This is a genomic window from Variovorax sp. IB41, assembly GCF_016405905.1.
GTDB lineage: Bacteria > Pseudomonadota > Gammaproteobacteria > Burkholderiales > Burkholderiaceae_C > Variovorax.
The window spans coordinates 256,898-269,400 of record NZ_JAEFCB010000009.1; the positions used below are offsets into that span (position 1 = coordinate 256,898).

Annotated in this window: 12 protein-coding genes; 7 read left to right on the forward strand and 5 right to left on the reverse strand. The window is 69.2% G+C overall.

Features of this window, described 5'->3' with window-relative positions:
- Nucleotides 1-4 precede the first annotated feature (4 nt).
- From JC881_RS18490 to JC881_RS18515, 6 genes are all read left to right on the forward strand, one after another.
- Complete coding sequence (locus tag JC881_RS18490) at nt 5-772, forward strand: SPOR domain-containing protein (RefSeq protein WP_198787160.1); 768 nt, start codon at nt 5-7, stop codon at nt 770-772.
- 166 nt (nt 773-938) lie between these two features.
- Entirely contained in the window at nt 939-1,586 is a 648-nt protein-coding gene (locus JC881_RS18495) for a thiol:disulfide interchange protein DsbA/DsbL (RefSeq protein ID WP_198787161.1), read from the forward strand.
- A gap of 195 nt (nt 1,587-1,781) precedes the next feature.
- The gene (gene lptA, locus JC881_RS18500) at nt 1,782-2,498 is read left to right on the forward strand and encodes a lipopolysaccharide transport periplasmic protein LptA (protein ID WP_198787162.1); all 717 of its coding nucleotides are present in this window, start codon (nt 1,782-1,784) and stop codon (nt 2,496-2,498) included.
- A complete protein-coding gene (gene lptB / locus JC881_RS18505; RefSeq protein ID WP_198787163.1) occupies nt 2,495-3,289 on the forward strand; it encodes an LPS export ABC transporter ATP-binding protein in 795 nt (264 codons plus the stop codon). The genes lptA and lptB overlap by 4 nt, the downstream gene beginning before the upstream one ends.
- A 154-nt stretch (nt 3,290-3,443) precedes the next feature.
- Nucleotides 3,444-5,033 carry an RNA polymerase factor sigma-54 gene (gene rpoN, locus JC881_RS18510; protein WP_198787164.1) on the forward strand — a complete coding sequence of 530 codons (1,590 nt, stop codon included), beginning with the start codon at nt 3,444-3,446 and terminating at the stop codon, nt 5,031-5,033.
- Nucleotides 5,034-5,043: 10 nt separating this feature from the next.
- On the forward strand, nt 5,044-6,654 hold the full coding sequence (locus JC881_RS18515; protein WP_198787165.1) for a phospholipase D family protein: 1,611 nt from the start codon (nt 5,044-5,046) through the stop codon (nt 6,652-6,654).
- 94 nt (nt 6,655-6,748) lie between these two features.
- Here JC881_RS18515 and JC881_RS18520 read toward each other — a convergent pair whose 3' ends face one another.
- From JC881_RS18520 to JC881_RS18540, 5 genes are all read right to left on the reverse strand, one after another.
- A complete protein-coding gene (locus JC881_RS18520; protein WP_198787166.1) occupies nt 6,749-7,396 on the reverse strand; it encodes a LysE family translocator in 648 nt (215 codons plus the stop codon).
- A gap of 19 nt (nt 7,397-7,415) precedes the next feature.
- On the reverse strand, nt 7,416-8,048 hold the full coding sequence (locus tag JC881_RS18525; RefSeq protein ID WP_198787167.1) for a YceI family protein: 633 nt from the start codon (nt 8,046-8,048) through the stop codon (nt 7,416-7,418).
- 76 nt (nt 8,049-8,124) lie between these two features.
- The gene (locus tag JC881_RS18530) at nt 8,125-8,700 is read right to left on the reverse strand and encodes a YceI family protein (protein WP_198787168.1); all 576 of its coding nucleotides are present in this window, start codon (nt 8,698-8,700) and stop codon (nt 8,125-8,127) included.
- Nucleotides 8,701-8,713: 13 nt separating this feature from the next.
- On the reverse strand, nt 8,714-9,307 hold the full coding sequence (locus JC881_RS18535) for a cytochrome b (protein ID WP_198787169.1): 594 nt from the start codon (nt 9,305-9,307) through the stop codon (nt 8,714-8,716).
- A 42-nt stretch (nt 9,308-9,349) separates the two neighbouring features.
- Nucleotides 9,350-11,119 carry an ATP-binding response regulator gene (locus JC881_RS18540; protein WP_233101874.1) on the reverse strand — a complete coding sequence of 590 codons (1,770 nt, stop codon included), beginning with the start codon at nt 11,117-11,119 and terminating at the stop codon, nt 9,350-9,352.
- 103 nt (nt 11,120-11,222) lie between these two features.
- Between JC881_RS18540 and JC881_RS18545 the strand changes: the two genes are divergently transcribed.
- Entirely contained in the window at nt 11,223-12,443 is a 1,221-nt protein-coding gene (locus tag JC881_RS18545) for a THUMP domain-containing class I SAM-dependent RNA methyltransferase (RefSeq protein ID WP_198787171.1), read from the forward strand.
- The last annotated feature ends 60 nt before the right edge of the window (nt 12,444-12,503 follow it).

Here is a 12,503-nt window from a genome sequence, read left to right on the forward strand (position 1 = left end):
TCCCATGAAGAAGACAACCAGACAACGCGGCAACATCGTCATCGGCCTGATCATCGGGCTGGTGCTCGGCCTGGGCGTCGCGCTGGGCATCGCGGTCTACGTGACCAAGGTGCCGATCCCGTTCGTGACCAAGACGCAGAAGGGCGGCGCCGAGCAGGACGAAGCCGAAGCCCGCAAGAACCGCGATTGGGACCCCAACGCGCCACTGGCCGGCAAGGCCGGCGCCGCCAGGCCGACACCGCCGGCCGCCACCGGCCCGGTCAACCCGATCACCGGCGAACCCGCCACCAGCACCACCGCCGTCGCACCCGGCACGCCGCCCCCGGCCGCCGCGCCGGTGCCCGTGGTGGTCGCGCCCAAGCCGACGCGCGCGGCGCCCGTGCCGGCCGAAGCCAATGCGCTGCCGGCGTCGAACGATCCGCTGGGCGACCTCGCCCGGGCCCGCGCGGGCACCGGTTCGGGCAGCACGACCGTGGCGTCCGCCGCGCCGAGCAGCAGCAACAGCGCCGCGGCGGCGTCTTCCGGCGGCGCCGATCCGTTCATGTACTTCGTGCAGGCCGGCGCCTTCCGCACCACCGACGACGCCGAGGCGCAGCGCGCCAAGCTGTCGCTGATGGGCGTCGAGGCCCGGGTCACCGAGCGGGAGCAAGCCGGCCGCACGGTCTACCGCGTGCGCGCCGGTCCGTTCAACAAGAAGGACGACGCCGACCGGCTCAAGGAACGGCTCGATGGTGGCGGTCTGGAATCGGCCCTGGTCCGCGTGCAGCGCTGACCGGGCTGCGGCTGCCACGAATAGCCTTTAAGCTTCGCCGCGCGGCGCTTGTCGCCGCCATTCACCGCCACCATTCAGCGCCCCGGGCGCGCCGTGTGTCCAGCTTGCGAGGAACTCCTCGCCGCGCGCCGGCTCAGTCTGCCGTACCAACAGGAGAACCCTTTCAATGAAACGTCGTGACTTTTCGCTGGCCGCCACTTCGCTCGGGCTGCTTTCGCTGGCCGCCAATCCGGCCCACGCCCAGGCGCGCACGCCCAAGGCCGGCTCCGAGTACCTCGTGCTCGACAAGCGCGTGCCGGTCGATGCGCCGGCCGGCAAGGTCGAGGTGGTCGAGTTCTTCTCGTACAACTGCCCCCACTGCAACGACTTCGAGCCCGCCCTCGAAGCCTGGGCCAAGACGGCACCCAAGGAAGTCGCCTTCCGCCGCATCCCGGTGCCTTTCGTGGGCAACGACGTCGAAGCCAAGCAGCGCCTGTACTACGCGCTCGAGGCGCTGGGCAAGGTCGACGAATTCCAGCCCAAGGTCTTCAACGCGATCCACAAGCAGCGCCAGAACGTGAACGGCGACGCCAACATCATTGCCTGGGTCGCGGCCAACGGCATCGACGGCGCCAAGTTCAAGGAAGTCTTCACCTCGTTCGGCGTGGCCAGCAAGGCCAAGCGCGCCTCGCAGATGACCGATGCCTACAAGGTGGCCGGCGTGCCGGCGATGGCTGTGGCCGGCCGCTGGTACGTGGACGGCGAGACCGCCGGCAACATGAGCAACGTGCTGCAGGTCGTCAACTTCCTGGTCGGCGAAGCGAAGAAGGGCTGACCCCAGGCTGCGCGGCGCTTCGTGTCCGCTGCGCCTGCCCCCTTGCAGGGGGCGACACTTGCGGTCCGGCGGAGCCGGTTGCGCGGTGTCTCCCGAGAGGGACACCTGGCCCGCTTTGGCGGGCCTTTTTCATCGGCGCTGGTAACCAGTGTTAATCCGCCGCATACAATGGTTCAGAGCAAGTTTCGTGCCTCTATGACATTGCCCTCCTACCCACACCACACCCCCCTCATTCGTCGCATCGGCCGCCTGGCCATCGGCGCGCTGTTGCTGGCCGGCATCGCCTCGGGCGCCCTGGCCGAGACCGCCGACCGCACCAAGCCGATGAACATCGAGTCCGATGCGATGCGGTACGACGACCTGAAGCAGACCAGCGTGTTCACCGGCAACGTGCTGGTCACCAAGGGCACGATCATCATCCGCGGCGCGCGCCTGGATGTGCGCCAGGACGCCGAGGGCTACCAGTACGGCGTGGTCACGGCGGCACCCGGCAAGCGGGCCTACTACAAGCAGAAGCGCAACGCGCCCGACGAGTGGATCGAAGGCGAATCCGAAGTCATCGAGTACGACAGCCGCGCCGACAACGTCAAGTTCATCCGCAACGCCACCATGCGCCGCCTGCTGGGCGCCACGCCGAACGACGAGAGCCAGGGCGCGCTGATCGTCTACGACCAGAGCAACGACACCTACACGGTCAACGGCTCCACCGTGCCGCCGAACACCGCCGTGAACGCATCGACCCCCAGCGGCCGCGTCAAGACCATCCTCACCCCGAAGGCCGCCACCGCGCCCAAGCCAGGCGCCTCGGCCCCGGCCGGCGCGAAGCCCGCGGCACCGGCTCCCACCCCCGCGCCCGGCACCGGCCTGCGCTCGACCACTACGCTCGGTGGAGAGGGAGAAGGGCGCAAGTGATCGAACACGCCGGAATCCAGGAAGCCAACAACGTCCCGGGCAGCCGCCTGGTCGCGCGCGGCCTGCAGAAAAGCTATGGCAGCCGCACCGTCGTGAAGGACGTCTCGCTGGACGTGCAGAAGGGCGAAGTCGTCGGCCTGCTCGGCCCCAACGGCGCCGGCAAGACCACGTCGTTCTACATGATCGTCGGGCTGGTGCGCGCCGACGCGGGCGAGATCACCATCGACGGCGAGCCGATCGCCCACATGCCGATCCACCGCCGCGCCCGCATGGGCCTGAGCTACCTGCCGCAGGAAGCGTCGATCTTTCGCAAGCTCACGGTCGAGGAAAACGTGCGCGCCGTGCTCGAGCTGCAGCGCGAGCCCGACGAGAGCGGCAAGGTGGTGGCGCTGTCGAAAAAGCACATCGAAGAGCGCCTCTCCGAGTTGCTGACCGACCTGCGCGTGGATCACCTGCGCGATTCGCCCGCGCTCGCGCTCTCGGGCGGCGAACGCCGCCGCGTGGAGATCGCGCGCGCGCTGGCGACGCAACCGCGCTTCATCCTGCTGGACGAGCCTTTCGCCGGCATCGACCCGATCGCGGTGATCGAGATCCAGCGGATCATCAGTTTCCTGAAGGAACGTGGCATCGGCGTGCTCATCACCGACCACAACGTGCGCGAAACGCTGGGCATCTGCGATCACGCTTTCATCATCAGCGACGGGCACGTGCTGGCACAAGGCACACCCTCGGAGATCGTCGACAACGCCGAGGTACGCAGGGTGTACCTGGGCGAGCACTTCCGGATGTGATCGTGCGGCGAGGGTTAAGGATGGACGTGGTCAGCGCCCGCGCGGAGTTCTTTCGCGGGGGCCGCCGCGCACGGCCGCCCGAAGCGGCCGGCCCGCCCCCGGTAGGGGGTAGGCGCAGCGCGCAGCGCGCAGCCTGGGGGGGAGCCATTTCTTCATGAAGCAAGGGCTGTCCCTTCGCGTCTCGCAGCATCTGGCGCTCACGCCACAGCTGCAGCAGTCGATCCGCCTGCTGCAGCTCTCCACGCTCGAACTGAGCCAGGAGGTCGAGCAGATGCTGGACGAGAACCCGTTCCTCGAACGCACCGCGGAAGAAGCGGCGCGCGAGGAATTCGGGCTCGACGCCGTCGACACGCCGCCCCCGCGCGACGACGTGGGTGAAAACGGCGAGAGCGATTTCGCCTCGGCCCCACCCAGCAGCGCGACCACTTCCAGCGAAACCACCTCGACCCCCGACACCGACGGCCCCGCCGCCGAAATCGCCGAGCGCGAGCCCGACTGGGAAGGCGACGGCACCGTCGACATGGCGCCCGACGACAGCGAGTGGGGCAGCGACGCCCCCGCGCGCCAGAACAACCTGGGCGACGACGAACGCGCCGACGCCACCGAACTCGCGCGCAGCCAGGAGTCGCTGCAATCGTTCCTGCACCGCCAGGCGCTGAGCTTGCGCCTGAACGAGAACGACTGGGCCGCGCTGCGCTTCTTGATCGAATCGCTCAACGACGACGGCTACCTGGAAGACTCGCTCCCCGCGCTGGCCTCGGGCCTGGCGGGCGACGACAACGACCAGTTCGACGAGCTCGTGCACCACTTCCAGGTGGCGCTCGGCCTGCTGCAGAGCCTGGAGCCTGTGGGCGTCGGCGCGCGCGACCTGGGCGAGTGCCTGGGCATCCAGCTGCGCGCGCTCGCGAGCGAAGACGAGACCGAGGACGAAGAACTTGTCCGCAAGACCGCCATCGCGATCTGCAAGCAGCCGATGGAGCTGCTCGCGCGGCGCGACTTCAAGCGCCTGGCCACGCTCACGCGCACCAACGAAGAGCTGGTGCGCTCGGCGCTGCAGATCATTGCGCGCCTGGAGCCCAAGCCGGGCCGCCGCTTCGTCGACGTCGAGCGCAACATCGTCATTCCCGACGTGATCGTCACCAAGACCGGCCGCGGCACCAACATCAAGTTCCGCGTCATGCTCAACCCCGAGGTGATGCCGCGCCTGCGCGTGCACGACATCTACGCGGGCGCACTCAAGTCGCACAAGGGCGAGGGCAGCCAGGCGCTGTCGCAGCGGCTGCAGGAGGCGCGCTGGTTCATCAAGAACATCCAGCAGCGCTTCGACACCATCCTGCGCGTGAGCAATGCCATCGTGGAGCGCCAGAAGAGCTACTTCGTGCACGGCGAGCTCGCGATGCGCCCGCTCGTGTTGCGCGAGATCGCCGACGAGCTGGGCCTGCACGAATCGACCATCTCGCGCGTGACCACCGCCAAGTACATGTCCACGCCGTTCGGCACGGTCGAGCTCAAGTACTTCTTCGGCTCGGCGCTGGGCACCGAGACCGGCGGCAATGCGTCGAGCACCGCGGTGCGCGCGCTCATCAAGCAGTTCGTGAGCTCCGAGAGCATCAAGAAGCCGCTGTCGGACAGCCAGATCTCCGAGATGCTCAAGGAGCAGGGCATCGAGTGCGCGCGCCGCACCGTGGCCAAGTACCGCGAGGCGCTGCGCATCGCGCCGGCCAACCTGCGCAAGGCCCTGTAGAAAGCCGCCGATGACCCGTCGCCTGCTGTCGCGTTGGTCGCGTTGTGGGCATTGGGTCTTCGCCATCGCAACCGCGTTGCTGTTCACCGGCTGCGCCACCTTGCCCGACGAGGCGCCGCGCGCGCCCACCAAGGCCATCGCCGCTTCCACCGACACCGCGCTCGGCCGCATCGCGCTGGCCTCGCAGCCCGATGCGGACCTGAGCGGCTTTCGCCTGATGCCCGGCGGCGACTTCGCCTTCGACACCCGCATCCAGCTCGCGCGCCGCGCCCAGCGCACGCTGGACGTGCAGTACTACCAGATCGAGAACGACGAGACAGGACGCTACCTCCTGCGCACCCTGCGCGACGCGGCCGAGCGCGGGGTGCGCGTGCGCCTCCTGATGGACGACCTGTACACGTCGGGCGAAGACGAACTCCTGCGCGGCCTGGCCGCCACGCCGAACGTGGAGCTGCGCCTGTTCAATCCGTTCCCGGCCGGGCGCGGCAGCCTGCTCAAGCGCTTTGCCGCGTCGCTGTTCGACTTCAGCCGCGTCAACCGGCGCATGCACAACAAGCTCTTCATCGCCGACGGCGCGATGGCGGTGGCGGGCGGGCGAAACATCGGCAACCAGTACTTCACGCGCACGGCCGGCAAGAACTTTCTCGACCTGGACACCTTCGTGGCCGGCGCGCTCGTCCCGCGCCTGGGCGTGCTGTTCGACCAGTACTGGAACAGCATCTACGTGCGGCCGGTCGAGGCGATCGTCGCGAGCGACCTCTCGCGCGAGGAACTGCAAAGGCGCTTCGACGCCGCCACCGGCCCCGACACCACGCCCCCGCCGCCCAGGCCCGCGCCCAACGACCTGCTGGGCTACAGCCCGATGGCCGAGGACCTGAACGCCGGCAAGCTCGACCTGATCTGGACGCTGGCCGAGGCCTATGCCGATTCGCCCGACCGCGTGATCGGCAAGGCCGCGTCGTACGGCGGCGTGCCACTGCTGGATGTCGACAGCGTGCGCTACAACGTGGTCGAGCAGATGCGCCGCGCGCGCAGCGAGGTGACCATCGTCTCGCCCTACCTCATCCCGGGCGCCGCGGGGCTGGAGGTGATGAAGGAGATACGACAGCGCAACGTGAAGATCAGCGTGGTCACCAACTCGCTCGCGGCCACCGACGAGCCGCTGGTGCACACCGCCTACCGCCGCTACCGGCCCGAGATGCTCAAGCTCGGCGCCGACCTCTACGAGCTGAGCACCACGCGCACGCGGCGCAGCGTGCGGCTCGGGCTGTTCGGCACTTCGGTGGGGCGGCTGCATGCGAAGTCGGCCGTCATCGACCGCAGCATCCTTTTCGTCGGCTCGATGAATTTCGATCCGCGCTCGGAGACGCACAACACCGAGATCGGCCTCTTCATCCGCAGCCCCGAGATGGCGCAGCAGGCGCTCAAGCTCATCGATGTGCTCAAGCAGCAGGGCGCCTACCGGCTGCGCTTCGTGGAAGGCAGCGGGCAAGCGCACATCGAATGGATCAGCGAGGACGCGGGCAAGACCACGGTGCTGAACGAGGAGCCCGACTCCGGCTTCTGGGACCGCACGATGCTCGAACTGCTGGCGCCGCTGACGCCGGAGAGCCTGCTGTGATCCCTGGCGGCTTGCTTGCAAAAGTGCCGTTCACGCTGAGCTTGTCGAAGCGCCGCGCGAGGCTTCGACAAGCTCAGCCCGAACGGGTGGGGCCTCAGCTTTCGCGCACGGCCGACCACACGAGCCGCAGGCCCAGCAGGCCCATCACGCCGCCGGCTGCGCGGTCGATCCAGGCCTTGTAGCGCAGGTACGCCGAACGCGGCGCCGCCGACGACAGCGCGAGCGCGACGATCGCGTACCACCCCGTCTCGATGCAGAAGATCACCACCGGCACCGCGAGCGCCAGCACCAGTGGCACCTCGCGCGGCAGGAACGCCGCGAAGATGCTCGCGTAGACCACGGCCGTCTTCGGATTGCTGACCTGCGTGGCCAGCCCGAGCAGGAAGGTGCGCCCGCCGCGGCCTTGCGGCCGGGCCGACGAGGCATCGGCGTCCTGTGCCATCGCGAGCGGCTGCCGCGCGCCGCGCCAGATGCGAAATCCCAGGTAGATCAGGTAAGCGCCGCCGAACCCCTTGATCGCGAGGTAGAGCCCCGGCACCGCGAGAAACGCCGCCTGCAGCCCCGCGAGCGCCGCGATCGCGAACACGAGGCCGCCCGCGCCCATGCCCAGTGCCGCCGCGAGCCCGTCGCTGCGCGACGCCACGGCCGTGCGCGCAACCATGACGAAGCTCGGGCCGGGGCTCATCGCGCCCACGGTCATCGCGCCGGCGATGCCGAGCAGGGAGAGGGTGGTGTCCATCATCGCGTGCGTCCTTGCGTCGTCATTGCTGCACGTTCACCGCTTCGACCTGCACCAGGAGCTTCACCTTGTTCTCGAAGCCGAAGTTCAGCCCCCAGTTGATGCCCCAGTCGCTGCGCTGCACGGTGGTCTCGAAGTCGCCGCCGCACACCTGGCGGTTGATCAGCGGATTCAGGTAGCAGTTGAAGCGCACGGCCTTCAGCGTCACGGGCCTGGTCTGGCCCATCAGCGTGAGGGTGCCCGGCACGTCGACCACCTTGTCGCCGCTGAAGTCGATGCGGTCGGCCACGAAGCGGCCGGTGGGGAATTCGGCGACGTTGAAGAAGTCCTTGCTCTGCACGTGGCGGTTGAGCAGGTCCACGCCGGTGTTGATGGTGCCGATGTCCATCGTGATGTCGACCTTGCCGCTGGCGCCCGTGCCGTCGATCTGCACCGAGCCGTCCTTGGTGCTGAAGCGGCCGCGGTTGGTGGTGGTGCCGTAGTGGCCCATCTCGTACATCACGAAGGTGTGCGTGGGGTCGATCACGTAGTTGCCGTTCTTCACGGGGCCGCCTGCGGGCTTGGCGGCCACGGCGGGAGCCGTGTATTCCTGGGCGACAGCGGCGAACGGCAGCGCCGTGGCCGACAGCATCGAGGCGAGGAGGAGCTTCTTCATGGCGGTGGGAATGTGGGGCATGGAATGAGGGGCATGGAATGTGAGAGCGGGGTGTGCAGTCGAAAGGGTTGAAATCTCAGAGCGGCCCGAGGCCCGCGAGCGTGAGCTTGAAGCGCACCTGCACGTCGTTGCCGACCACCGAGGTGTCGGTCCACTCGCCGTCGCCCACCTTGTAGTCCAGGCGCTGGAGCGTGAAGCTGCCGGTGGCCACCGAATAGTTGCCGCCGGCCGGCGCGATGGCGAAGGGCACCGTCACGTATTTCGACGTGCCCTTGATGGTGAGCTTGCCCGCCATCTCGAACTTGCCCTCGCCCAGCGCCTTGATGGCGCTCGACTGGAACGTGGCTTGGGGAAATTTCTCGGCGTCGAACCACGGCGCCTTGGGCAACTCGGCATCGCTCATCGCCACGCCGAAACCGGCGCCGGCGATGGCTATCTGCAGCGCGATGCTGCCGCCTTCGGGCTTCTTCGGGTCGAAGGCGATCTGCGCGTCGAACTTCTTGAAGGCGCCTTCCATCGGCACGCCCATCTGCTTGCTCACGAAGGCGATCTGGCTCTTGTCGGCGACCAGCTTCGCGGAGGGATCGGCCGCGGCGGGCATGGCCGCCGCGAAGGCCAGTGCCGCGAGGCTCGGGAAAAAGAGGCGCGTCATCGGGCGGGTTCCTTCAGTGGCGTGGGCGGTCGGACGCGGGCCACATGCGTTTCAAAAGACCGTCGCGGTCGATCCAGTGGTGCTTGAGCGCCGCCGCGGTGTGCAGCAGCGCCACCGCGGCCAGCGTGAAGGCGCTCGCCTTGTGCAGCGGCTTGAGCAGGGCCTCGGCGAGGTCCTTGTCGACCGGCATGAAGTCGGGCAGCGGCAGCACGCCGAACCACACGACCGGAATGCCCAGCGCCGAGGTGTAGGCCCAGCCGAAGAGCGGCACCGCGAAGAACAGCAGGTACATCAGCGCATGGCTCGCGCGGCGGCCCGCGCGCTGCCAGCGCGGCATGGCGGCCAGCACCTGCGTGGGCATCACGGGCGGGCGGTGCGAGAGCCGCCACAGCAGCCGCAGCGCCGACAGCAGAAGAATCGTTACCCCGGCCCACTTGTGCCAGTTGTAGAGCCTGATGCGCTGCGGCGAGAACGGCAGGCCGGTCATGTAGAGCCCCACGCCCAGCGAGCCGACGATCATGGCCGCGAGCAGCCAGTGCAGCACGATGGCCACGGTGCCATAGCGCAGGCGGGCGGCTTGGGGGTGAAGAGGGGTGTCGGCGGACATCGGGTGCAGGGGAGGGCCTGTGCGCGGAGCATATCCCGGAGGTCAGGCAGGCCGTTGGGCCCGCAGCAGCACGCCGCGCAGTTCGTCCGGCTGCACGGGCTTGCGCAGCGCATGCCAGCCGCGTTCGGCGGCAAGCCGTTGCGTGGCCTCGTTGATGTCGGCCGAGATCAGCGCGATGGTGAGCGCCGGGTTCTGTTTCTGCAGCCGCTCCGCGAGCGCGACGCCGTCGAGCGCGCCCGGCAGGCGGATGTCGCACAGCGCCACGTCGATCGCCTGCAGGTCGGCCAGCGCCAGCGCCTCGGCGGCGCTCGCATAGACGCGCGGCTGCGCCTCCCATTGCCGCAGCAGCGCGAACAGGCTGTCGGCCACCACCGCGTTGTCTTCCACCACCAGCACCGCGAGGCCCGGGCGCAGCGCGAGCGCGGCGCCGGGGGTGGCCAGCGGCGCGGGGGCGATCTGCGTGGCCGCCGCCCCGTAGCCCAGCGCTGCGGGCAGCTCGAAGCCGAACACCGAGCCCCGGCCCGGCGCCGAGCGCAGCGACACCTCGATGCCCAGCTGCGCCGCCAGCCGCCGCACGATCGCCAGGCCCAGGCCATGCCCGTGCTGCAGGTTGCGCTCGGCATTGCCGATCTGCTCGAAGTCGTTGAACACGCGCTCCTGCGAATCCGCCGCGATGCCGATGCCGCTGTCGCGCACCTCGACGCGCCAGGCCCGCTCGGCGCCCCGGTGCCGCGCCCGCACCGCCAGCAGCACGCGGCCGCGCGGCGTGAACTTGACGGCGTTGTCGACCAGGTTGGCCAGCACGCGGCGCAGCGATACGGCATCGGTCCACGCGACGGCCCCGGCCGGGCAGCGCACCGTCACGCGGCCATCGCCGGCCTGGCGCGCCAGGTCCTGCAGCAGCGGCGCCAGCGCCACCGCCACCGGCCGCAGCGGATCGACGGCCGCCTCGATGCGGCCGATTTCGAGCAACTGGTTGGTGAGCCCTTCGAGCGCCTGCTGCGCCCGCGCGAGCGACACCACCGTGTGTTGCACGGCGCCGGCGTCCGCGCCGGTGTCCAGCTGCTGGCGCAGCACCTCGGCCTGCAGGCCGATGGCCATCACCGGCTGGCGCAGGTCGTGGTTGGCCGCCGAGAAGAAACGCAGCCGCTCGGCCTGCGCCTGCTCGGAGGCGCGCAGGCCCGCGAGCGCCTGCTCGCGCAGCGTGCGCTCGTTCAGGCGCAGGCCGATGTTTTCCTCCAGCTGGCGCGAGCGCTCGGCCACCAGCTTCCACATCATGGCCGTGAGGCCGATGCCGATCACCGAGACGGCCATCATCGTCGGCGCGCCCAGCGTGAGGCCGGTGACGATCACCGGCGCGAGCAAGAGCGTGATCGCCAGCTGCGTGGCCGGCGTATAGAACGACACCGAGAACGCCGACGACAGCGTCATGCCCATCAGCATCAGGCCGAGCAGCAGTTGCTGGTCGGGCCGCTCGGGGTTGAAGAGCAGCACGCCGGCCAGCCCGTGCGCCAGCTCCCAGATGGCGGTGCGCAGCGTGTGCACGCGCTGGGCGCGGCGCAGGCTCGGGGGCGTGAAGGGGTCGGGCAGGCGCTGGGGGAAGAAGCCGCGCATCACCGTCACCCCGGTGATGAGCGCGATCCACACCAGCGCGCGGGTGAGCGAGTACTGCCAGGCGAAGAGCGCCGCCACGCCGCAATTGAGCAGGTATTGCACCAGCAGCACCGGCCCGATGGGCCGGATCGAGAGCCGCAGCACCTCGCACTGGATCGCAAAGCGGTCGCTGCTGGCGTCGGCGGGCGGGGCGACCATGGGTGCGGGGGTGGGATTCATCGGCAAATCGACTATATAGAGAAGCTCTGTGACGCGGCGACAATGCAGGCCCCTAGTCGGGCTTCCCGATGGCCAACTTTCCGTGAACGATCTTTCCTTTTTCCTGCCTTGCGCCGCCGGCGTCGAGGAATTCCTCGCCCAGGAGGTGCACGCCCTCACCGGCCGCGTCGGGCAAGACCTGCTCACGCTGCGCGGTGGCGTGAGAGTGCGCGCCGACTGGCGCGACGCCCTGAAGCTGAACCTGCACAGCCGGCTCGCGCAGCGCGTGCTGGTCGAGCTGGCCCATGCGCCCTACCGCAACGAAAACGACCTGTACGCCATCGCGAGCGGCGTGGCCTGGGAGATCTGGTTCACGCCCAAGCAGACCTTCAAGATCGAGACCACCGCCCAGCACAGCCCGCTGCAGAGCCTGAATTTCGCCACCCTGCGCATCAAGGACGCCATCGCCGACCGCTTTCGCGCCAAGGCCAACGGCGTGCGCCCCAGCATCGAGACCCAGTGGCCCGACACCCGCGTGTTTGCCCACCTGACCACCGACAGCTGCACCCTCTACATCGACACCTCGGGCGAGCCGCTCTTCAAGCGCGGCTGGCGCCAGGACAAGGGCGATGCCCCGCTGAAGGAAACCCTGGCCGCCGCCATGCTAGCGGCCAGCGGCTGGTGGAACCCCGAGACGGGCGCTGTGGCCGACGAGCCGCTGTACGACCCCTGCTGCGGCAGCGGCACCATCGCCATCGAGGCGGCCCAGATCGCGCGCGGCATCGCGGCCGGCTCGCTCAGGCGCTTCGGTTTCGAGAAGCTCTTGCCGTTCCAGGCGCACGTGTGGGACGCGATCAAGAAGGAAGCGCAATCGGCCGTGAAGCCGGGCAGCGTCGCGATCTTCGGCTCGGACGTGTCGCACCGCATGGTCGACTTCGCCGAGCGCAACGCGGAGCGCGCCGGCGTGGCCGAGGCCATCGAGTTCCGCGGCGGCGACGCGCTGCAGCGCATGCCGCCGGCCGAGGGTGGGGTGATCATGCTCAATCCGCCCTATGGCGAACGGATCGAAGTCGGTGGCGTGGCGCGTGCGGGTGCACGCGAATCCGCGCAGACCGAAGAGGGCGACGGCAGCGATTTCTTCCCTCAATTGGCCACCCACTGGAAGAAGAACTATGCCGGGTGGACGGCCTGGGTCCTGACGCCGGACCTGAAGCTGCCCAAGCAGATGCGGCTGAAGGAATCGCGCCGCGTGCCGATGTGGAACGGGCCGATCGAATGCCGGCTGTTCCGCTTCGACATGGTCGCGGGGTCTGCGCGGAAATAGGCTCCTTCGGGGCGGCACTCCCGCCGACGGTGGGCTCTGTTTCGCGAATGTCCCCCGGCC